Raw genomic sequence first — 20,569 nt, 5'->3', positions numbered from 1 at the left:
CGGGGCTTTACTAGCGCCGCGGTTGTGGCATTATTGACGGATATTTTAGATTGTGCCGTGCGGTTCTGCTGGCATCTTGCGCAGCAACGCGGCGGGCCGGCTTGATATCCGGCCAAACCTGTTCGTCGAAAGCATTGTTCTCATCGTTTGGGCGGCGCAGCATTCGCAAATGAGCGGCGCAAAATGGATAGAGCGTTCGTTATTGCGCAGATTTCCGACCTGCATCTGGACGGGTCAGGCCGGTTGCTGGCGACGACCGAGGCGCTCAGTGCCGCAATCCGCACGAGGATGGCGGACTTCGCGGACGTTCCCGATCGCATTCTGCTGATCACGGGTGATCTCGTGGACGACCCGACGCCGCGCGCGCTGGACGAAGCGCTCGCCGTCATCGCGTCCTTCCGGCGGACCGGACTGTTCACCGATATCCAGGCGGTCGCGGGCAATCACGACGTCAAGCGCCCGAGCCAGCGCGCGGGCCGCCACGACGTCTATGATTATTTGCACCTGCCGCGGAGTTCGAAGAGCGTCTATTACCGCCAGGCTGGCCTCGATCTGGTGCTGCTGGACTCCAACCGCGCGAGCCTCTCGACGCTCGCGAGCGGCCATATCGACGAGAGCGCCTACAGCGCGCTTGTTGCGGATTCCGCCCGGCTGAGCGTCGAGCTCGCGGGCAGCATGGGATCCGTGGGGCGCGCCGACTATGCGGAGCCGGCGGAAAACCTGGTGCGCGTGCTGGCGTTGCATCATCATCCGCTGCCGCAGGCGACCGGCGAAGGAAAGCGGTTTCTCGGCGTGCCCGACGAACCGCTGATGTATCTCGCGGCGCCCGCAACGTTCCTCGAAGCGGCGACGTCGCTCAACGTCAATCTGGTCCTGCATGGACACCGGCATGTCGAGGGGCTCACCCGCTATTCGATCCCGGATCCGCGTGCCACGCGGAGCGCGAGCGGCGAAGCCTTCTGGCGTACGATCTACGTGCTCTCCTGTCCGTCCTCGACCGGGCAGGCCGGTGATGATGCCGGCTTCAACATCATTCATTTTGGCGCATCGTCCCAGGCCGGTCGCACGGAGCATCAGTTCGCGATCACGCGCTATTCGCGGCCACGCAACGACGGCACCTTCGGGCCGCTCGACCCGAACCTGCCGGACGGCGTCATCAGGTTGCCGGCAGGACGGGATTTTTCCCGTGATCCTGCCGTCCAGTCGGCCATCGAGATCGCCTCATGTGCGATGCTGAAGCGTGATCAAGTTGCCGCACAGGCCCGCCGGCTCCTGATGCGCCGCGCGTTCTATGCCGACGGCGAGGTGGATTGGTCGAGCGCGCTCCACGCCTATCTCGTCACCTCATGGGTCTGGGCCGATATCGGGGGCAAGTTCGCGAGATCGGAGCGTAGAGATGACGCCGAGGCGCTGGCCGCGGTGAAGTTGTTGCTGCGCCGCTTGATCGAGCACTGCGCCGACGTGCTCGGCATTGACGATGTTCAGGTCGACGAGCTGCTTGCGAAGCGGCTGGTCAACCGCGACGACTTCCGGCGCGAATGGCCCGGGATGCCGAGCGCGGGCGTCGATGTTTCTCAGTCGCGGCGGCGGCTGCAATTGCTGCTGCACGACCTGAACGAGCCGGTGAGGGTGCTCGGTCTCGATCTGGCCCTCGGTGGCGAGCCGCCGCCGCAGACACCGCCGTGAGGGGCAGCCAGGCTGACGTTAACCCGCCGTTAGGGTTAACAGTCTATTGCTGGCGCGTTCGGCTCGATCAATCGGCTCTTGAGTCAAAAGCGTCATGCGTCAACGGTTCAGTCTTGCCCGGCTTCTCGCGTCCACTTCGCTGGTGGCGGCAGTGGCCATGGGCCTCGGCGGCTGCACGGCCATGTCGAAACTCTCCGACGTCACGGGCTCTGTCGGGCCGCGGACGGAAGCCGCCCCCGCCGATCCCGCGCGCGCCGTCGAGGTCTATGGCGAGCGCTACCGTGCCAATCCCAAGGACGCCGACGCGGCGCTCGGCTACGGCCTGGCCTTGCGCGCCAACGGCCAGCGCGCCCAGGCCGCCGCCGTGCTCGAGCAGGCGACCATCGCCAATCCCGGCAACAAGGCGCTGCTCGCGCAGTATGGCCGCGCGCTCGCCGACAACGGCAATTTTCAGCAAGCCTTCGACGTGCTGTCGAAGGCGCACTCGCCCGACAATCCGGACTGGCGCCTGCTCTCGGTGCAGGGCACGGCGCTCGATCAGATGGGCCGCCACGACGAGGCGCGTTCCTATTATGCGAGCGCGCTGAGGATCGCACCAGGCGATCCCGGCGTGCTCTCCAATCTCGGCCTGTCCTACATGTTGTCGAAGGACCTGCCGAAGGCCGAAGAGGCGTTGCGGCAGGCCTACGCCTCGCCGCGCGCCAGTACCCGGGTGCGGCAGAATCTCGGCCTCGTCATCGGTCTCCAGGGCCGCTTCGCCGAAGCCGAGACGATCGTGAAGGCCGACCTGCCGCCGGACCAGGCCGCGGCCAATGTCGCTTACCTCAAGGAAATGCTGAGCCGAAGCGACGCTCCGCGCGGCGCACCGAAGCGGACGCCGGTCGCCTCGCTCAGCCAGCCCGACTGATCAGAGCCTGATCTTGCAATCCTGAAGCTGCCGGCGGACCGCGCGCGGTCCGCGTCTCGACGTCAGTGCAGCTCGCTGATCTTGATGCCGGTCGGTCCGAGAATGACGACGAACAGCACCGGCAGGAAGAACAGGATCATCGGCACCGTCAACTTCGGCGGCAGCGCGGCGGCCTTCTTCTCGGCCTCGTTCATGCGCATGTCGCGGTTTTCCTGCGCCATGACACGCAAGGAATGCCCGAGCGGGGTGCCATAGCGCTCCGCCTGCTGAAGCGCGAGACACACCGACTTGACGCCCTCGAGCCCGGTGCGCCGCGCCAGGTTCTCATAGGCGACCTTGCGATCCTGCAAATAGGACAGCTCGGCCGTGGTCAGGGTGAACTCCTCGGACAGCGCGATCGACTGGCCAACGATTTCGGTAGCGACCTTCCGGAACGCCATTTCGACCGACATGCCGGATTCGATACAGATCAGGAGCAGGTCGAGCGCATCGGGGAAGGCGCGCTTGATCGATAGCTGGCGCTTGGAAATCGCATTCTTGAGGAACAGCATGGGCGCCTGAAGGCCGAGATAGGCCGCGCCGATGCAGATGCCGATCTTGATCGGCATCGACTGCTGCATATGCGCGATCAGGAACACGTAGATGATCGAGCCGACGAACAGCACGAGCGGAGCCACCATGCGGGCGAAGAGGAAGGTGATATAGGGCGCCTGGCCGCGATAGCCCGCCATGATGAGCTTGTCGCGCGCGGCTTCCTGCGCGAGCCATTTGGTGAGGTTGAAGTCCTCGACGACCCGGGAGACGACCTGCTTCGGCGTTTGGCGCAGCGAGACCTTCTCGCTCTTGTTGAGGCGCTCGCGCTCGCGCTGGCGGATGCGCTCGCGCTCGCTCGCCACCGCCTTCATGCGCTTGGCGAGGCCTTCGCCGGCGAAAAGCGGCATCACCAGCGTATAGACGGTGGCGCTGGCGGCGATGGCCGCCAGCAGCATGGTCATGAAGCGGACATCATGCAGTTTCGAAACGAGGAATTCGACCATACGGCACCGTCAGAAATCGAAATTGATCATCTTCTTCATCACCATGATGCCGATCGACATCCAGACGACGCAGCCGACCAGCATGAGCTGGCCGGTCGGATGGGTCCAAAGCAGCGAGATGTAGTGCGGAGTCGTGAGATAGACGAGGAACATCACGATCGGCGGCAGCGAACCGATGATGCCGGCCGAGGCCTTGGCCTCCATCGACATCGCCTGGATCTTTTCCTTCATCTTCTTGCGGTCGCGCAGCACCTTGGAGAGGTTGCCGAGCGCTTCGGAGAGGTTGCCGCCGGATTTTTGCTGGATCGAGATGACGATGCCGAAGAAGTTGGCTTCCGGCAGCGGCATGCGCTCGTACAGACGCGAGCAGGCCTCGCCGAGCGGCATGCCGATCGCCTGGGTCTCGATGATGGCCAGGAACTCGCTGCGCAGCGGCTCAGGCGAGTCGGCGGCGACGACCTTGATCGATTCGAACAGCGGCAGGCCCGCCTTGATGCCGCGAACGATCACGTCGACCGCATCGGGCAGCGCCGCCAGGAATTTGTTTTCGCGTCGCTTCTTCAGGAAGCCCAGCGCCCAGCGCGGCAGGCCGAAGCCGCCGGCAAAGGCAAGGCCGGCGGCGCCAAGCAGGCCGCCGCCAACGAACATGGCGGCCGCGAACAGCACTCCCGCCACGACGGCGGACACGATCCAGAATTTCTGTGGCGTCCAGTCGAGCCCCGCCTGCGACAGGCGAACACCGAGCGGAACGCTCTTCTCCTGCTGGCGCCGCGCCTCGAGATCCTTGAGCGACGTCTCGACCTGCTCGCGGCGCGACCGCTGGCTCTTTTCGGTCTGCTTGGCCGCGGGCGCATCGGCGCGCGCGATCGAGGCACGGCGGTTTTCCGCCTTCCGTTCTCCGGACAGGAGCGGATAAAGGAACACCCAGGCGATGCCGCCGACGGCGGCAGTGGCGAGGAAGGCGAGGGCAAGGACCTGCATGTTCATGGCTGCGCCGATCTGCTCATGTCTTCGGCGCGACTTCCGCCGCATCGAGCGCAGCGGCAAGGCGCTTCTCGTCGCCGTAATACCGCGCACGCTCCCAGAATTTCGGGCGGCCGATGCCGGTCGAGCGGTGCCGGCCGATGATCTTGCCGTTGGCGTCCTCGCCGACCATGTCGTAGAGGAAGATGTCCTGGGTGATGATGGTGTCGCCTTCCATGCCCATCACCTCGGTGATGTGCGTGATGCGGCGCGAGCCGTCGCGCAGGCGCGCGGCCTGGACGATGACGTCGATCGAAGCGCAGATCATCTCGCGGATGGTGCGCGAGGGCAGTGAGAAGCCGCCCATCGTGATCATGGATTCGCAGCGCGACAGTGCTTCGCGCGGATTGTTGGCGTGGAGCGTGCCCATCGAGCCGTCATGGCCGGTGTTCATGGCCTGGAGCAGGTCGAACGCCTCGGGTCCGCGGACTTCGCCGACGATGATGCGTTCGGGGCGCATACGCAGGCAGTTGCGCACCAATTCGCGCATGGTGACCTGGCCTTCGCCCTCGATGTTGGGCGGACGGGTTTCCAGTCGTACCACGTGCGGCTGCTGGAGCTGGAGCTCGGCCGCGTCTTCGCAGGTGATGATGCGCTCGTCGTGCTCGATGTAGTTGGTCAGGCAGTTGAGCAGCGTGGTCTTGCCGGAGCCGGTGCCGCCGGAGATCAGCACGTTGCAGCGGACGCGGCCGATGATCTGGAGGATTTCCGCGCCCTCCGGCGAGATCGCGCCGAACCTGACCAGCTGATCCAGCGTCAGCTTGTCCTTCCTGAATTTTCGAATGGTGAGCGTGGGCCCGTCGATCGACAGCGGCGGCACGATGGCGTTGACGCGGGAGCCGTCGGCGAGGCGCGCGTCGCAGATCGGCGAGGATTCGTCGATGCGCCGGCCGACCTGGCTGACGATGCGCTGGCAGATGTTGAGGAGCTGCTGGTTGTCGCGGAAGCGGATGCCGGTGCGCTGGATCTTGCCGGCGACTTCGATGTAGACGGTGTCGGCGCCGTTGACCATGATGTCGGCGATGTCGTCGCGCGACAGCAGAGGCTCCAGCGGGCCGTAGCCGAGAACGTCGTTGCAGATATCGTCGAGCAGCTCTTCCTGCTCGGCGATCGACATCACGATATTCTTGATCGCGATGATCTCGTTGACGATGTCGCGGATTTCCTCGCGCGCGGACTCGGAGTCGAGCTTGGCGAGCTGGGCGAGGTCGATGGCCTCGATCAGCGCACCGAAGATCGTCGCCTTGACCTCGTAGTAATTGTCCGAGCGGCGGGATTCCATGGCCGGCGCCGGCCGGGCGGGGGCAAGCGGCGGCGAGGCGACGGCCGGTGGGGGCGGCGCGCGCGACACCGCGGACGCCGGAGCCTGGGCAGGCTCTGGCGACACGGCGCCGGGCTTGGGAGCCCGAGTATCGGTGTCTGTTCCGCTACGCTTACCGAACACTTAACAACTCCATGCGGCGGCTTATTTTCCCCGCAACTTGTCAATCAGGGGTGAAAGCAAGGAAGACTTTTGCTTCTTCGTCTCGCTGCGGCCGGTCAGGCGCTGGGCGATTTGAAGGAACATTTCGATCGACTTGTGGTTGGCGGAGATCTCCGCGATCATCTGGCCGTTGTTGGCGGCCGAGCCGAAGATCTGCGGTTCGAACGGGATCGAGACGACCGGCTGGCTCTCGATCGCCTTGGCGAACTCGGCGGCGGCAATTTCGGGCCGTTTCGGGACGCCGACCTGGTTCAGGCAGTAGAGCGGAGGCCGATCGTTGGGCCGCGAGGCCTTCAGCAGATCGAACAGGTTCTTGGTGTTGCGCAGATTGGCGAGATCAGGCGCTGCCACAATCAGGATGTCGTCCGCCCCGATCAGGGCGCGCTTGGTCCAGCCCGACCATTGATGCGGAACGTCGAGCACGATGCACGGCATGGTGGAGCGCAGCGTGTCGAACACGGCATCGAAGGCGTCGGTGCCGAAATCATAGACCCGGTCGAGCGTCGCCGGCGCCGCCAGCAGGCTGAGATGGTCGGTGCATTTCGACAGCAGGCGGTCGATGAAGGCGGTGTCGACGCGATCCGGCGAGAACACGGCATCCGCAATACCTTGCGGCGGGTCCTGGTTGTAGTCGAGCCCGGCGGTGCCGAAGGCGAGGTCGAGATCGGCGACGACCGAGTCCATTGCGAGGTCGCGCGCGATCGCCCAGGCGACGTTGTGGGAGATGGTGGACGCGCCGACGCCGCCCTTGGCGCCGACCACGGCAATGATGCGGCCGACCGCCTTGGCTTCGGGCGCCGAGAACAGGTTGCAGATCGAGCGCACGACGTCGATCGCGCCGACCGGCGCGAGCACGTAGTCGCTGACGCCGCGGCGCACCAGCTCGCGGTAGAGCGTGACGTCGTTGATGCGGCCGATCACGACCACGCGGGTGCCGGCGTCGCAGACCGTGGCGAGATGGTCGAGGCCGGTCAGAAGATCGTTGCGGCCGTCGCTCTCGAGCACGATCACGTTCGGCGTCGGCGCCGAGCGGTAGGCTTCGATCGCGGCCGCCATGCCGCCCATCTGGATCTTCAGATGGGCCTTGCCGAGACGACGGTCTTCGCCGGCCGACTGCACCGCGGCAGCGGTCTCGACGGTCTCGCAGAAAGCCTGGACCGACACGCGCGGTGAGGGAGCAATATGCTCCTCGACCGGCGTCGGCGCCTCGGACTGCTCTTGTTGAGTCTGGCGAGCGTAGCTGATCATTTGCCGGTGTCGCTGAGTTTGGCCTTTTCGGCCTCAGGATAGGTGGTCGCCGTCGTCGTTCCCTTGCGATACTTCTCGAAGGCCGTGGTGCGACGCGCCGTATAGGACGGCGTTTCAGGCCGCGGCTGCTCGAGGTCCGACGGATTGTCGATCATCGCCGCCATGTTGCGCTGATAGGCGCAGCCGTAATTGTAATAGTCCTTGTTCTCGAACCAGCTCTTGTTCTTCATCGAGGGGCCGATGTCGTCCGGCCACAGGCCACAGGGACCCGCGACCGCGGCGATCTTGGAATAGGTGAGCCGGATCGGCGGCAGGAAGCGCCTGTCTTCCGGCTGGTAGGGGCGAATGTTGACGCCGCGCGGCGGAACGCCCGCGCCCGCCAGCATCGCCTGGATCTCTCGCATCGTGTCCGCGACCGGACGCGCATTGGGCGTGCCGGACGGCACGTCGATGCGGATGGCGCCGGTGCCTTCGTGCAGCCAGGCCGAGGCGACGCCCATCACGTCGGCGCGCTGGGCGGCGGTCAATCCGCCGCGGGCGTGGCCGACGAAGACGACGATCGAGCGGTTCTGCTCCTCGATCGCGATCGGATGGCGCTGCTTGTAATCGTCGGGGATGGAGGCCGTGACCGCTTCGTTGTGCTGGCAGCCGCCGAGGGCGAGCGCCATGCCGACGAGCGCGCCACCGAAACGGATGGCGCGTTTGCGAATCTGGGGTGGTGCTGTGATCATCGTGAAATCCCCGTTCCGCCTCAGTCGGTAATGAAGCCGTAGGTGCCGCGGTAGTTCTTGGCCGGTTCGGTCCGGCCGGGCACGCCGTAGATGCGGTTGATATTGCCGAGCAGCTCGGCCTGCGGGTCTGCAGGCGCGGCGAAGCCGTCATCCGGCCGCGACAGGTCCTTTGGCGACGCGGCGCGAACGACATAAGGTGTGACGATCACCACCAGCTCGGTCGCGTTGTTGACGAAGTCACGGCTGCGGAACAGCGTGCCGAGGATCGGGAGCTGCATCAGTCCCGGCAACCCGCTGACCGCCTGTTTGGTCTGCTGCTGGATCAGGCCGGCCATGGCCATCGCGCCGCCGGAGGGAATTTCGAGCGAGGTTTCGGCGCGGCGGGTCTTGATCGAGGGCACCGTCAGCGAGTTCACCGAGTTCGAGGTCACGGCTTGCGACAGCGTGATCGAATTTTCGTTCGACAGTTCCGAGACCTCGGTCATCACGCGCAGGCTGATCTTGCCCTCGCTCAGCACGATGGGGGTGAAGTTGAGCGAGATACCGAACTTCTTGAAGCTGATCTGGGTGGTACAGACATGCGTGGTGGGATCGCATGCATAGCCCGCCGGTACCGGGAATTCGCCGCCGGCGATGAAGGTCGCGGACTCACCGGAGATCGCGGTCAGGTTCGGCTCGGCCAGCGTCCGGATCACGCCGGCGCTCTCCATCGCGCGCAGGGTCGCCTGCACCGACGGCGTCGCGCCGAACTTCGTGGTCAGGGCGTTGCCGTCCACCAGATTCTTGCCGAGAGCCGTGAAGGGGTTGGAGTTGGTGAAGCTCACCACCGAGGTGCCGTAGTTCAGGTTCGCGGTGAGATCGATGCCAAGCTGCTTGATGATGGTGCGCGCGACTTCGGCGACGGTCACCTTCAGCATGACCTGGTCGCGGCCGCGGACCACGATCGAGTTCACCACCTTTTCGGCGCCGCCGGCGAGGCGCGCGGCGAGATCATTGGCCTGCTGCGCTTCCAGCGGGTTCGCCGCCGAGCCGGTCAGGACGACACCGTCGCCGAGGCCGTCGATCTGGATGTCGGAATTGGGCAGGACCTGCTTGAGCGCTGCGCGCAGGCCGTTGAGGTCGCGCTTGACCGCGATGTCATAGGCCGCGATCTGCTGGCCGGCGGAGTCGAAGAACACGATGTTGGTCTGGCCGACCGAGGCGCCGATGATGTAGGCGCGCTGCGACGAGCGGACCACCGCATTGGCGATCTTGGGATCGGCGACGAGCACGTCCTTGATGTCGCGCGGCAGGTCGATCACGATCGACTTGCCGACGCCGAGCGAGAGGAAGCGTGCGTTCATCTGGCCGTCGGCCGCGACCTGCGCCACGGGGCGGTAGTCGGCGGCGATCGCCGGGGTGAGCACCGGGTTGAGCGTCAGCGCGAAGGCGGCCGAAAACGACAGGGCGCGGACCATTGAGGCTCGCATCGTCGCCAGTTCTGCCCTGCATTTCATATCGACAGTCCTCATCGTGCCTTCGCCGTCGCGCTTGGGATGCCGTAGCGAATGATCGAAACGCCATCGCGCTTCGCGGAATCATCGAGCGTGATCTCGCTCATCTTGACGTCGGCGATGCTGCGCAGCGCGAGCGACAGCGTGCCGCTCTGCCGGGCCGCGGAGAGCGTCGCCGTCTGCGCGGGATTGAGCTCGAGCGTGACGGTCTTGCCCACCACGGCGTTCTGGCCGTCCTTTTCCTTCGGCGCCTGGTCGATGGCCAGCACGCGGACGTTGGCCAGGATGATCTCGGACGTGACGATGTCCTGGGCGCCGGCGCCCTGGTCGGCGTTCTTGAGGCGGCGCGTCAGAAGCACGTCGACGCGGTCGTTGGGCAGGATGAAGCCGCCCGCGCCGGTCTCCGGCGAGATCTCGGTCGAGATCGCGCGCATGCCGGTCGGCAGGATCGCCGCCATGAAGCCGGAGCCCTCGGCCCTGACCAGCTTCTGGTCGCGGATCGGCTCACCCTGGATGAAGGGCGCGCGGGCGATCGAGCCGATGACCTGGGTTGCGCCCTCGGGGCGCTCGTTGCGGCGGATGAAGGTGGAGCTGGCGGTCGCAGCCGGCCAGGTCTGCCATTGCACGTCTTCCGGCTTCACGGTCTGGCCGAGGCCGATGTCGTTCTTGGCGACCAGGACGTCGACGGTCGGAAGCTGTGCGACCGGAGCCGCCGGTGGCGGCGCAGAGTCCGAGCCGCTCGCCAGGTACGCGGCGACACCGCCGGCGCAGATGGCGACCGTCAGGACGACAATGCGTGCCCTATTCATACGCTTCACTTTCCACAAAACGCAGCGACGCAGCCGCCGCCGTAATCGGCAGTTGACCAGCTATTCGTCAAAGCATGGTTAATGAGGCGTATCTAAATCGGCTTAACGCCGGCTTACCCGGTGCGTTCAGCGCAGTGCGAGGTGAGCGAGGTCGATCGCCTTCACCCATTCGGTCTCCGGATAGACCATCAGCGCGCCGAGCGTGAGCGCGATGCCGTAAGGAATGCCGCTCTCCTTGTCGTGCAGCCGCGCCAGCCAGGCCTGGCCCGCCAGCCCGTAAGGCAATGGCCATTGCCGGAACTGGAGCAGGAGCAGCGTCAGGGCTCCGCCGAACAGCGAGGCGTAGAGCAGGAAATCCATCAATTGCGCGAAGCCGAACCAGAGCGCGACCGAAGCCGCGACCTTGGCATCGCCGCCGCCCATCCAGCCCATCGCAAAGCAGCCGAAGGCCACGACGAGGAGCAGTGCGCCGGCGCCGACATGGCTCAGCATCTCGTAAGGTGCCATGCCACCGGCGAACGCGAGCGCGAAGAAGCCCGCGATCAGCGCCAGCGACACGCGGTTCGAGATGGTCATCGTGAAGAGATCGCTCGCGGCGGCGAAGGCCATCAGGGCCGGGAAGAGCAGAAGGCGCGCAAGGTCGAGGATCATGGGCGGCGTCTTGAGCTTGGGTTCATCGCGGGATCGGGGTGTCGCCGCATGCTAGCCGGCAGTGCTAAACAAACCGACAACGGCGGCAGCGGCGCTGCGAGCAGGGACCTGCCGGAGACGCACTCACCAGATGCTGGCAATGCGCGCGGCGAGGACGGCCGTCGCGAGCAGCAGCGCAAGGCAAACCCAGTACGCCGGCGAAGAGGTCTCGGCCGCCTCCGCCTCGCTCGCCGCAACCGCGGCTTCGGTTCTGTACTCGCGTAACGCCACTGGAACTCGCCGCATTCGGAAAAACAAAGGCCCCGGAGGTCCGGGGCTTTTGCCGTCGTTGGTCGGTCGCTTACTTCAGCGAGGAGCTGATCGAGCCGAACTTGGTGTTCAGCGAGCTGCCGAGGTTGTTGACGACGGTGATGATGGCCAGTGCGATGCCGGCGGCAATCAGGCCGTATTCGATGGCGGTGGCGCCGGATTCATCCTTCGCGAAACGCGCAATCAGGTTCTTCATGAACTAAACTCCGTCTGGGGTGTGATCGCCTCGTTCGGCGCTGTGCTTGACGCGATAAACATGAGATCCGAGCTCTTTCGGTAGAGTTAATTCGATCGGGCAAACCCGCTTCCAGCCCGATGCTTTTGCCCAGAGTGAATTTGGCCTTAAGGACGCAATCGAAATTCTTCCTGTTCCAAATGCGCCCCAAGCGCGCCGTGTACTTCACCCTCCCTTAAATTTCGGGGAGTAGGCCTAAGCGGGATCAGAAGTTTGGAAGAGAGGCGACGATGTCGAGCCTGCCCATGCAAGTTGCCTTGATGCTCGGCGAGACCATCCAGAAGATGGTCCCCGTCACCTTCGCGCTCGCGGCGGTCTTCACCGTGCTCGAGCATTTCTGGGCCTGCAATCCCGGCGCGCCGTGGTGGCGCAAGCGCGAGATCCTCACCGACATCTGCTACTGGTTCTTCGTTCCGGTGTTCGCCCGCACCATGCGGATCGGACTCCTGATCGTCGGTGCCGGTGCCGTCTTCAACATCCACGACGCCGACGACCTGATCGCCTTCTACGACAATGGCCACGGCCCGCTGGCGGCGTTGCCGCTGTGGGTACAGGCCATACTGTTCCTGGTGCTGTCTGACTTCATGCTGTACTGGCTGCACCGGCTGTTTCACGACGGCGGATTCTGGAAGTACCACGCCATCCATCATTCGTCGGAGGAGATCGGGTGGATTTCCGCGGCCCGCTTCCATCCCGTCAATCTCATGCTCGGGACGATCGGCGTCGACGTCGTTCTGCTGATGGCCGGCATCTCCCCGAACGTCATGATCTGGCTCGGTCCGTTCACCACCTTCCATTCGGCCTTCGTGCACGCCAACCTGAACTGGACCTTCGGGCCGTTCAAATATGTGCTGGCGACGCCGGTGTTCCACCGCTGGCACCACACCGCGCTCGAAGAGGGCGGTGACACCAATTTTGCCGGGACGTTTCCGATCTGGGACGTGCTGTTCGGCACCTTCCGCATGCCGGAGGGGAAACTGCCGCAGGACTACGGCAAGGACGAAGCGACCATGCCGAAGGAGATCGGGGGCCAGCTCGCCTATCCGTTCCGCCAGTGAGGGATCTTCCGAGGCAGCAAAACGCCCAGTCCGTTCAAACAATAGTCGGCGAGTTTGCGGAACGTTCACGAATTAAGGGCAGGTTAGCCGGGTCGGGCACCGGCTCCGCTGTGTATCGAATCGCTTCTGCCGGTTTGTGACGTCCCGGGGGTAAGAGTATGCGTAAAGAGTTGCTGCGCCGTCATGCGCGCGTTTGTCTTCTGGTTGCGGCTGCGGTGCTGGCATCGCCGGCCGCCAGCCTTGCCGAGGCGACCGCCGACACCATCGCCGTCAATGTCGACCAGGCCAAGCTGGTCAGGCTGCCCGGCAAGGTGGCGACCATCGTGGTCGGCAATCCCCTGATCGCCGACGTCACGCTCCAGCCCGGCGGCATGATCGTCGTGACCGGGAAGGGCTACGGCGCCACCAATTTCATCGCGCTCGACCGGGGCGGTGAGATCCTGGTCGACCGTCAGATCCAGGTCGAAGGTCCGAGCGACCGGCTCGTCACCGTCTATCGCGGGGTCGAGCGCGAGTCCTACAGCTGCATGCCGCTGTGCCAGCGCCGCGTGACGCTCGGCGACAGCGACAACTACTTCAACAACACGATGAGCCAGGCCGGTTCGTTGAGCAACAACGCCAGCGGCAACGCCGGCGCGGCCGCCAAAACGAACTAGCAAGACGAGCTCGCAAGACGAACTGGCAAGAGCGACGCGTTGTCCAGTTGCGTCTACGACAGCGCGGATGCGGCCGGTACGACCTGCTGAGTCCATCCGCTCTTTCGGACATGAAAAAAGGCCGTGCGTTGCGCACGGCCTTTTCCTTTTGCTTGCTCGCTAGAGCCGTCCGGGCCAAAGGCCCGTGGGCTCAACCGGCGGCGCGGAGGTTGTCCGCCGCCGACTTGCCGGAACGGCGGTCGGCCACGATCTCGTAAGAGACCTTCTGACCTTCACGCAGCGTGCCGAGACCGGCGCGCTCGACGGCGCTGATGTGTACGAAGACGTCCTGGCCGCCATCGTCGGGCTGGATGAAGCCAAAGCCCTTGGTCGCGTTAAACCACTTCACGGTTCCCATGCTCACGGGGTAGTTCCTTCTCAGATGTGCAGTGTCGAAGCCTACTTTCGCAGGCGGGTTAGATCGAGTTTCTGGAAGGGTCGTCAGCGTGTCTGAACCGGCTGTACCGGTGGATGCCAATGTCGTCCGGCCGAAAATCGATGAGTGATTTTATTGGAATTAAGGCACCAAAACAATCCTGACGTGCACGATTTTTTGATCCGCCGCGATCGACACGGCGGATCAGCATACAGGTCAGAATTTTACTTTCGCAGCCGAGATGCCGGAAGCGGATCAGCGGCGGCGGAACTGGCCACCGCGCTGTCCGGGACGGGGAGGCCCGCCCACGCCACTCGGACGTTCGTCCTTGTGGCGGAAAATCAGCCGGCCCTTCTCGAGGTCGTAGGGCGACATTTCCACGGTCACGCGGTCACCCGCCAGCGTCTTGATGCGGTTCTTCTTCATCTTGCCGGCGGTGTAGGCGACGATCTCGTGCCCGGCGTCGAGCTGCACGCGGTAGCGCGCGTCGGGGAGGATTTCGGTGACCAGTCCTTCGAACTGGATCAGCTCTTCCTTAGCCATGAATTTCTCCAGGTCGTGGACGGCTAGTGCGAATAGGGTTTGCGGGTCGGTTGGCCCATCGGCCGACTCTCGCGGCGTAAAAAGGCCACGCCTTGTATCCCATCGGGCTTGCCGGCGCTATGCGCGGAACGCTGTTCCGGGCGCTCGGTTGGGGAAGAATGCGTCTTACCACCGGACCGTTGGCGGCGAGACCCCTTCGAGACCTTCTGGCTACCACCGGGACGTCCGTCAACATGCCTTCCGTCACCGTGCCGACCTTCGCCGGGCCTTCCGTCGCCATGCTTGCCGGCGCTATGGTGGCGTCCGTCGGCATGCCTTTCGTCGCTGCGTAGTCCGTCAGTGTGACGTCCCTCACCATGCCTTGCGCCTTGCGGGCGCTGGCCCGGGCGGCCCGGCCGGCCCTGTCGTTGCTGCGGCGGGGGCGGGCCCGCATCGCGGCGCCCGGCATCGGTGCGGTGATCCTCACGCGATAGCGTTACCTTGATCAGCCGCTCGATGTCGCGGAGATAGCTGAGTTCCTCGCCGCCGGCGACCAGCGAGATCGCGGTGCCCTCGGCGCCGGCGCGCGCGGTGCGCCCGATGCGGTGCACATAGGTCTCGGGCACGTTGGGCAGGTCGAAATTGATGACGTGGCTGATGCCGTCGACATCGATACCGCGGGCAGCGATGTCGGTGGCGACCAGGGTGCGGATTTCGCCGGAACGGAACTGGGCGAGCGTCCGCTCGCGATGGTTCTGCGACTTGTTGCCATGAATGGCGCTGGCGGCGATGCCAGCCTTCTCAAGTGTCTTCACGACCTTGTCGGCACCATGCTTGGTGCGGGTGAAGACCAGCGCGCGATTGACCGGCTCGTCCTTCAGGAGCTTGGTCAGGAAGGCGGGCTTGGCCGAGAAATCGACCTGGATGATGCGCTGGTTGATCCGCTCGGCGGTCGAGGACACCGGGGTGACCGCAACGCGGGCGGGATCCCGCAGCATCGCGTCGGCGAGCTCGGCGATGTCCTTCGGCATGGTGGCCGAGAAGAACAGCGTCTGCCGCTTGATCGGCAGCTTGGCGACGATTTTACGGATGTCGTTGATGAACCCCATGTCGAGCATGCGATCGGCCTCGTCGAGCACGAGGAATTCGACGCTTCCAAGCTTCAGTCCGTTGCTCTGCACGAGGTCGAGCAGCCGGCCGGGGGTCGCCACCAAAACCTCGAGGCCGGGCATCAGCGCGCGAACCTGGCGGCCCATCGGCACGCCGCCGATGGCGAGTGTCGAAGACAGGCGGATGTGGCGGCCGTAGGCGTTGAAGCTATCGAGGATCTGGCCGGACAGCTCGCGGGTGGGCGAGAGCACCAGCACGCGGCAGGTCTTCGGCTGCGGCTTGATCCGGTTCTCGAGCAGGCGGTGCAGGATCGGCAGCGCGAAGGACGCGGTCTTGCCGGTGCCGGTCTGGGCGATGCCGACGACGTCGCGGCCGGTCAGTGCCGTCGGAATCGTCTGGGCCTGGATGGGGGTGGGAGTGACGTAATTCTCTTCGGCGAGAGCACGCGCGATGGGTTCGGCAAGGCCGAAGTCCTGAAAGGAAGTCAAAAGATGGGTTCTTTCCATGTCGAAAGCGAGCGCCCGGCGCAATCAGCGGGGCACGCGCAATAAGGGTGTCGAATGGACACCTGCGTGTTTGGGGTGTCGGATGGCTTGATGGGATGGGCAAGCCAGAGGCCCGGAAAGGGCTTAAGAACACGCGGCTCGCTACGACCCCTTGATTCGCAAGAGGTCTTGAACCTCCATATGGAACATTCAGGGGGCGGTTTCAAGGCAACGCGGCCTCAAACCGCGATTGCAGTGCAGAAATAGTTATGCCGGAAATTTAGACAGGGTTGCTGTTTTGCTTAAAAAATAACCTGTCTGCCGCATTGGCATACATTTTACTCGCCTAAGATTTGGGCAATTGGACTGCGGCGAAAGTTGGATTGCAGCGAAATTATATAATCTGACCAATAGGTTGGCATGTGCCCAGCCCATGGCATGGTTCTTGCGATTCCGTTAATCGCAGGCGGCCGTGGGGCCGTTTCGCAGCGTCTTTTTCACGTCTGCGTCAGGGAGATGATACATCCATGCTTAACAAATCCACTCACGATATAGCGGCGTCATTTAGCCGCCGTGGCGTTCTCGCCGCGACCGCCGGACTGATGATGGGTCTGGCTTCATTGACCGGCGCAAAGGCCGCGGACGACACCATCAAGGTCGGCGTCCTTCATTCTCTCTCCGGCACCATGGCCATCAGCGAAACCACGCTGAAGGACACCATCCTCTTCCTCATCGACGAGCAGAACAAGAAGGGCGGCGTCAACGGCAAGAAGCTCGAAGCCGTCGTGGTCGATCCTGCCTCGAACTGGCCGCTGTTCGCCGAAAAGGCGCGCGAGCTGATCACCAAGGACAAGGTCGCGGTCGTGTTCGGCTGCTGGACCTCGGTGTCGCGCAAGTCCGTGCTCCCGGTCTTCAAGGAGCTGAACAGCATCCTGTTCTACCCCGTGCAGTACGAGGGCGAGGAGAGCGAGCGCAACGTGTTCTACACGGGTGCTGCGCCGAACCAGCAGGCGATCCCCGCCGTCGACTATCTGATGAAGGACGAGAAGGTGAAGCGCTGGGTGCTCGCGGGCACCGACTACGTCTATCCGCGCACCACCAACAAGATCCTGGAGGCCTACCTGAAGTCGAAGGGTGTCGCCCAGGAAGACATCATGATCAACTACACGCCGTTCGGTCATTCCGACTGGCAGACGATCGTGGCCGACATCAAGAAGTTCGGCTCGGCCGGCAAGAAGACCGCGGTGGTTTCGACCATCAACGGCGACGCCAACGTTCCCTTCTACAAGGAGCTCGGCAACCAGGGCATCAAGGCCAAGGACATCCCGGTGGTCGCGTTCTCGGTGGGTGAGGAAGAGCTCGCCGGCATCGACACCAAGCCGCTGCTCGGTCATCTTGCCGCCTGGAACTACTTCCAGTCGATCAAGTCGCCCGAGAACGAGAAGTTCATCAAGGCCTGGCAGACCTACACCAAGAACCCGAAGCGCGTGACCAACGATCCGATGGAAGCGCACGTCATCGGTTTCGACATGTGGGTCAAGGCGGTCGAGAAGGTGAAGTCGACCGATCCGGACAAGGTGATCGACGCGCTGCCCGGCATCGAAGCCAAGAACCTGACCGGCGGCACCTCCAAGATGCTTCCGAACCATCACATCACCAAGCCGGTGTTCATTGGCGAAATCAAAGCCAACGGCCAGTTCGACGTGGTGTGGAAGACTCCGGGTCTTGTCGCAGGCGACGCCTGGTCGAAGGAGCTCGATGGCTCCAAGGACCTGGTCGGCGACTGGGTCGGCAAGAAGTGCGGCAACTTCAACACCAAGACCAACAAGTGCCTCGGCTCGGGCTCCTGATCCCGATCTGTCGGTTCATTGCACGACGGGAGGAGGCGGCTATTCCGCCGCCTTCTCCCCACTTCTGCCGGGGTGATTCAAAGTGCCAACCAATTTGTCCGCTCGTCTCTGTACCTTTGTCCTCTCGTTATTCCTGATCGCGTTCGCACTGCCGGCCTTTGCCGGTCCGTTCGAGGATGCGGTCGCCAAATTCGCCAATGACGATTTCTCCGACACCGATGAGGCGATCGGCGTCGTCGCGAGCAGCGGCAACAAGCTGGCTTTCCCCATCATCAGCGCGCTCCAGGACGGTCGCCTCATGGCCGACCCTGATAGCAAGAAGGTTTACGTCACCGGTGCCGACGGCAAGTCGATCGATGCTGCGACCGGCGAGCCCGTCGCCAGCGTTCCCGACAGCGCCAGCGCGGTGCGCCTCAACAACCGCCTGCGCCGCAGCGTCGATGCCGCGATCGGCAATCTGACGCTCCAGTCTCCGGATGTCGGAACGCGCCTGCAGGCTGCGCAATCCGTCTTCAAGTCGCATGAGGAAACCGCGCTCGAGCCGGTCGATGCCGCGCTCGCCAAGGAAACCAACAAATCGATCAAGGCCACGCTCGGCGACGCCCGCGCGGCGATCTTGCTGTTCAAGTCGGATGCCACCGAGGTCGAGAAACTCGAGGCGGTCGGCACCCTCAAGGCGCGTGGCGACCAGGAGGCCTTGGCGCTGCTGACCGGGATGGGCGACCAGCCGGCCTCGGTGACCAAGGCCGCGGCCAGCGCAATCAGCTCGATCCAGTCTTCGCTCGCGGTCTGGTCCACGGTGCAGAATGCCTGGTACGGTCTCTCGCTCGGCTCGGTGCTATTGCTCGCGGCGATTGGCCTTGCCATCACCTTCGGCGTGATGGGCGTCATCAACATGGCGCATGGTGAGATGGTGATGATCGGCGCCTACACCACCTTCGTGGTGCAGGAGGTGATCCGCACCCGTTATCCCGCTTTGTTCGACTATTCGCTGCTGATCGCCGTGCCGCTCGCTTTCCTCGTCGCCGGCGCGCTCGGTGTCGTGATCGAGCGCAGCATCATCCGCTTCCTCTACGGCCGGCCGCTGGAGACGCTGCTTGCGACCTGGGGCCTGTCGCTGGTGCTGCAGCAGGCGGTGCGCACCATGTTCGGCCCGACCAACCGCGAGGTCGGCAATCCCTCCTGGATGAGCGGCGCGTTCGAGCTCGGCCAGATCACCATCACCTATAACCGGCTCTGGATCCTCGTCTTCACGCTCGCGGTGTTCGCGATCCTGCTTGCCATGCTGCGCTACACCGCGCTTGGCCTCGAGATGCGCGCGGTCACGCAGAACCGGCGCATGGCGGCCTCGATGGGCATAGCCACCTCGCGCGTCGACGCACTGACCTTCGGGCTCGGCTCGGGCATTGCCGGCATCGCCGGCGTGGCGTTGTCGCAGATCGACAATGTCAGCCCCAATCTCGGCCAGAGCTACATCATCGACAGCTTCATGGTCGTGGTGTTCGGCGGCGTCGGCAATCTCTGGGGCACGCTGGTCGGCGCCTTCACGCTCGGCATCGCCAACAAGTTCCTGGAGCCGGTCGCCGGCGCCGTGCTCGGCAAGATCGCCATCCTCGTTCTCATCATCCTGTTCATTCAAAAGCGGCCGCGCGGCCTGTTCGCGCTCAAGGGCCGTGCGGTGGAAGCATGACCCCCCACATGCTGACCAGGTCGCTGGACCGCGGCGCGACGATCTTTCTCGCCATCGTCGCGGCCTGCGGCATCCTCATCCCGCTCTCCAACCTGCTGCTGCCCGCGGGCTCGGTCCTGCAGGTGCCGACCTATCTGGTCGCGCTCTGGGGCAAATATGTCTGCTACGCGATCCTCGCGCTCTCGATCGACCTGATCTGGGGCTATTGCGGCATCCTCTCGCTCGGCCACGGCGCCTTCTTCGCGCTCGGCGGCTACGCGATGGGCATGTACCTGATGCGGCAGATCGGCACCCGCGGCGTCTACGGCAACCCGATCCTGCCCGACTTCATGGTCTTCCTGAACTATTCGAAGCTGCCCTGGTACTGGTACGGATTCGATATGTTCTGGTTCGCGGCGCTGATGGTGCTGGTCGTGCCCGGCCTGCTTGCGTTCTGCTTCGGCTGGCTCGCCTTCCGCTCCCGCGTCACCGGCGTGTATTTGTCGATCATCACGCAGGCGATGACCTACGCGCTGCTGCTCGCCTTCTTCCGCAATGATTTCGGCTTCGGCGGCAACAACGGCCTGACCGACTTCAAGGACATCCTCGGCTTCAACGTGCAGGCCGAGGGCACCCGTGCCGCGCTGTTTGCGCTGAGCTGCCTGGCGCTGATCCTGAGCTTCCTGATCTGCCGCTCCGTCGTGTCCTCCAAGCTCGGCAAGGTTCTGATCGCAATCCGCGACGCGGAATCGCGCAGCCGGTTCCTCGGGTACCGCGTCGAATCCTACAAGCTGTTCGTGTTCGCGTTGTCGGCCTGCATGGCCGGCGTTGCCGGTGCGCTCTACGTGCCCCAGGTCGGCATCATCAACCCGAGCGAGTTCGCACCCGGCAATTCGATCGAGGCGGTGATCTGGGTCGCGGTCGGTGGTCGCGGTACGCTGATCGGCCCTGCACTCGGCGCCGTCGTCGTCAACTACGCAAAAACGTTCTTCACCTCGGGCATGCTCGCGCCCTACTGGCTGTTCATGCTGGGCGCGCTGTTCATCCTGGTGACGCTGCTGCTGCCGAAGGGCATCGTCGGCACCTTCAATGCCTGGTGGGAGTCGTCCAAAGAAAAACGCACCGCGGCGACCAGCGCGAGCGCCGCGGCCGAAGATGGCGTCACCGAACCCAAGATGGCGGAGTAGGCGCA

At 64.3% G+C, this 20,569-nt stretch carries 20 protein-coding genes; 7 read left to right on the top strand and 13 right to left on the bottom strand.

Features of this window, described 5'->3' with window-relative positions; translation table 11 throughout:
• Positions 1 to 183 precede the first annotated feature (183 nt).
• Positions 184 to 1,686: a metallophosphoesterase family protein gene (locus J4G43_RS46530; RefSeq protein WP_208088842.1), complete on the top strand. Its 1,503-nt coding sequence runs from the start codon at positions 184 to 186 to the stop codon at positions 1,684 to 1,686.
• A 94-nt stretch (positions 1,687 to 1,780) separates the two neighbouring features.
• Positions 1,781 to 2,593 carry a tetratricopeptide repeat protein gene (locus J4G43_RS46525; protein WP_208088841.1) on the top strand — a complete coding sequence of 271 codons (813 nt, stop codon included), beginning with the start codon at positions 1,781 to 1,783 and terminating at the stop codon, positions 2,591 to 2,593.
• Between the two features lie 62 nt (positions 2,594 to 2,655).
• Here the strand turns inward: J4G43_RS46525 and J4G43_RS46520 are convergent, their stop codons facing one another.
• The 10 genes from J4G43_RS46520 to J4G43_RS46475 all read right to left on the bottom strand — a co-directional run bounded on the left by J4G43_RS46520 (position 2,656) and on the right by J4G43_RS46475 (position 11,573).
• The gene (locus tag J4G43_RS46520; RefSeq protein WP_063980966.1) at positions 2,656 to 3,630 is read right to left on the bottom strand and encodes a type II secretion system F family protein; all 975 of its coding nucleotides are present in this window, start codon (positions 3,628 to 3,630) and stop codon (positions 2,656 to 2,658) included.
• A 9-nt stretch (positions 3,631 to 3,639) separates the two neighbouring features.
• Positions 3,640 to 4,617, bottom strand: a complete 978-nt coding sequence (locus J4G43_RS46515) for a type II secretion system F family protein (RefSeq protein WP_063980967.1) — start codon at positions 4,615 to 4,617, stop codon at positions 3,640 to 3,642.
• A 16-nt stretch (positions 4,618 to 4,633) separates the two neighbouring features.
• Positions 4,634 to 6,097 carry a TadA family conjugal transfer-associated ATPase gene (locus J4G43_RS46510; RefSeq protein WP_208088840.1) on the bottom strand — a complete coding sequence of 488 codons (1,464 nt, stop codon included), beginning with the start codon at positions 6,095 to 6,097 and terminating at the stop codon, positions 4,634 to 4,636.
• A 21-nt stretch (positions 6,098 to 6,118) separates the two neighbouring features.
• Positions 6,119 to 7,384: a CpaE/TadZ family protein gene (locus J4G43_RS46505; RefSeq protein WP_063980969.1), complete on the bottom strand. Its 1,266-nt coding sequence runs from the start codon at positions 7,382 to 7,384 to the stop codon at positions 6,119 to 6,121.
• Positions 7,381 to 8,115: a CpaD family pilus assembly protein gene (locus tag J4G43_RS46500; protein WP_085401884.1), complete on the bottom strand. Its 735-nt coding sequence runs from the start codon at positions 8,113 to 8,115 to the stop codon at positions 7,381 to 7,383. Before J4G43_RS46500 ends, J4G43_RS46505 begins: the two co-directional genes overlap by 4 nt.
• A 20-nt stretch (positions 8,116 to 8,135) precedes the next feature.
• A complete protein-coding gene (locus tag J4G43_RS46495) occupies positions 8,136 to 9,611 on the bottom strand; it encodes a type II and III secretion system protein family protein (protein ID WP_208088839.1) in 1,476 nt (491 codons plus the stop codon).
• An 11-nt stretch (positions 9,612 to 9,622) separates the two neighbouring features.
• Complete coding sequence (gene cpaB, locus J4G43_RS46490) at positions 9,623 to 10,417, bottom strand: Flp pilus assembly protein CpaB (RefSeq protein WP_063980971.1); 795 nt, start codon at positions 10,415 to 10,417, stop codon at positions 9,623 to 9,625.
• Between the two features lie 126 nt (positions 10,418 to 10,543).
• Complete coding sequence (locus J4G43_RS46485) at positions 10,544 to 11,068, bottom strand: A24 family peptidase (RefSeq protein WP_208088838.1); 525 nt, start codon at positions 11,066 to 11,068, stop codon at positions 10,544 to 10,546.
• Between the two features lie 123 nt (positions 11,069 to 11,191).
• Positions 11,192 to 11,338: a hypothetical protein gene (locus J4G43_RS46480; protein ID WP_167768029.1), complete on the bottom strand. Its 147-nt coding sequence runs from the start codon at positions 11,336 to 11,338 to the stop codon at positions 11,192 to 11,194.
• A gap of 70 nt (positions 11,339 to 11,408) precedes the next feature.
• Positions 11,409 to 11,573 (bottom strand): Flp family type IVb pilin, encoded by a 165-nt coding sequence (locus J4G43_RS46475; RefSeq protein WP_014498224.1) that lies wholly within the window; start codon positions 11,571 to 11,573, stop codon positions 11,409 to 11,411.
• 269 nt (positions 11,574 to 11,842) lie between these two features.
• Between J4G43_RS46475 and J4G43_RS46470 the strand changes: the two genes are divergently transcribed.
• Positions 11,843 to 12,670, top strand: a complete 828-nt coding sequence (locus J4G43_RS46470; protein ID WP_208088837.1) for a sterol desaturase family protein — start codon at positions 11,843 to 11,845, stop codon at positions 12,668 to 12,670.
• Positions 12,671 to 12,828: 158 nt separating this feature from the next.
• Positions 12,829 to 13,326, top strand: coding sequence for a pilus assembly protein N-terminal domain-containing protein (locus J4G43_RS46465; RefSeq protein WP_063980973.1), 498 nt, complete (start codon positions 12,829 to 12,831; stop codon positions 13,324 to 13,326).
• 190 nt (positions 13,327 to 13,516) lie between these two features.
• Here J4G43_RS46465 and J4G43_RS46460 read toward each other — a convergent pair whose 3' ends face one another.
• The 3 genes from J4G43_RS46460 to J4G43_RS46450 all read right to left on the bottom strand — a co-directional run bounded on the left by J4G43_RS46460 (position 13,517) and on the right by J4G43_RS46450 (position 15,879).
• The gene (locus J4G43_RS46460) at positions 13,517 to 13,729 is read right to left on the bottom strand and encodes a cold-shock protein (protein ID WP_028148374.1); all 213 of its coding nucleotides are present in this window, start codon (positions 13,727 to 13,729) and stop codon (positions 13,517 to 13,519) included.
• A gap of 267 nt (positions 13,730 to 13,996) precedes the next feature.
• The gene (gene infA / locus J4G43_RS46455) at positions 13,997 to 14,284 is read right to left on the bottom strand and encodes a translation initiation factor IF-1 (RefSeq protein WP_008131890.1); all 288 of its coding nucleotides are present in this window, start codon (positions 14,282 to 14,284) and stop codon (positions 13,997 to 13,999) included.
• Positions 14,285 to 14,307: 23 nt separating this feature from the next.
• A complete protein-coding gene (locus J4G43_RS46450) occupies positions 14,308 to 15,879 on the bottom strand; it encodes a DEAD/DEAH box helicase (protein WP_208088836.1) in 1,572 nt (523 codons plus the stop codon).
• A 506-nt stretch (positions 15,880 to 16,385) separates the two neighbouring features.
• Between J4G43_RS46450 and urtA the strand changes: the two genes are divergently transcribed.
• The 3 genes from urtA (at position 16,386) to urtC (ending at position 20,564) form a co-directional block, all read left to right on the top strand.
• Positions 16,386 to 17,708, top strand: coding sequence for an urea ABC transporter substrate-binding protein (urtA, locus tag J4G43_RS46445; protein WP_063980975.1), 1,323 nt, complete (start codon positions 16,386 to 16,388; stop codon positions 17,706 to 17,708).
• Positions 17,709 to 17,790: 82 nt separating this feature from the next.
• Entirely contained in the window at positions 17,791 to 19,398 is a 1,608-nt protein-coding gene (gene urtB, locus J4G43_RS46440; protein ID WP_208088835.1) for an urea ABC transporter permease subunit UrtB, read from the top strand.
• Positions 19,395 to 20,564: an urea ABC transporter permease subunit UrtC gene (gene urtC / locus J4G43_RS46435; RefSeq protein WP_208088834.1), complete on the top strand. Its 1,170-nt coding sequence runs from the start codon at positions 19,395 to 19,397 to the stop codon at positions 20,562 to 20,564. Before urtB ends, urtC begins: the two co-directional genes overlap by 4 nt.
• The last annotated feature ends 5 nt before the right edge of the window (positions 20,565 to 20,569 follow it).

The sequence above is a fragment of the Bradyrhizobium barranii subsp. barranii genome (genome assembly GCF_017565645.3).
Lineage (GTDB): Bacteria > Pseudomonadota > Alphaproteobacteria > Rhizobiales > Xanthobacteraceae > Bradyrhizobium > Bradyrhizobium barranii.
The sequence above is the reverse complement of the archived record's forward strand: the minus strand, read 5'-3'. Positions and strand labels throughout refer to the sequence as shown.

Coding starts and splice junctions, on each gene's coding strand:
- J4G43_RS46450 (WP_208088836.1), bottom strand. CDS start 15,879: ATGGAAAGAACCCATCTTTTGACTTCCTTTCAGGACTTCGGCCTTGCC.
- infA (WP_008131890.1), bottom strand. CDS start 14,284: ATGGCTAAGGAAGAGCTGATCCAGTTCGAAGGACTGGTCACCGAAATC.
- J4G43_RS46525 (WP_208088841.1), top strand. CDS start 1,781: ATGCGTCAACGGTTCAGTCTTGCCCGGCTTCTCGCGTCCACTTCGCTG.
- J4G43_RS46485 (WP_208088838.1), bottom strand. CDS start 11,068: ATGATCCTCGACCTTGCGCGCCTTCTGCTCTTCCCGGCCCTGATGGCC.
- J4G43_RS46470 (WP_208088837.1), top strand. CDS start 11,843: ATGTCGAGCCTGCCCATGCAAGTTGCCTTGATGCTCGGCGAGACCATC.
- urtC (WP_208088834.1), top strand. CDS start 19,395: ATGACCCCCCACATGCTGACCAGGTCGCTGGACCGCGGCGCGACGATC.
- J4G43_RS46475 (WP_014498224.1), bottom strand. CDS start 11,573: ATGAAGAACCTGATTGCGCGTTTCGCGAAGGATGAATCCGGCGCCACC.
- J4G43_RS46465 (WP_063980973.1), top strand. CDS start 12,829: ATGCGTAAAGAGTTGCTGCGCCGTCATGCGCGCGTTTGTCTTCTGGTT.
- cpaB (WP_063980971.1), bottom strand. CDS start 10,417: ATGAATAGGGCACGCATTGTCGTCCTGACGGTCGCCATCTGCGCCGGC.
- J4G43_RS46530 (WP_208088842.1), top strand. CDS start 184: ATGGATAGAGCGTTCGTTATTGCGCAGATTTCCGACCTGCATCTGGAC.
- J4G43_RS46500 (WP_085401884.1), bottom strand. CDS start 8,115: ATGATCACAGCACCACCCCAGATTCGCAAACGCGCCATCCGTTTCGGT.
- J4G43_RS46520 (WP_063980966.1), bottom strand. CDS start 3,630: ATGGTCGAATTCCTCGTTTCGAAACTGCATGATGTCCGCTTCATGACC.
- J4G43_RS46495 (WP_208088839.1), bottom strand. CDS start 9,611: ATGAAATGCAGGGCAGAACTGGCGACGATGCGAGCCTCAATGGTCCGC.
- J4G43_RS46505 (WP_063980969.1), bottom strand. CDS start 7,384: ATGATCAGCTACGCTCGCCAGACTCAACAAGAGCAGTCCGAGGCGCCG.
- urtA (WP_063980975.1), top strand. CDS start 16,386: ATGCTTAACAAATCCACTCACGATATAGCGGCGTCATTTAGCCGCCGT.
- J4G43_RS46515 (WP_063980967.1), bottom strand. CDS start 4,617: ATGAACATGCAGGTCCTTGCCCTCGCCTTCCTCGCCACTGCCGCCGTC.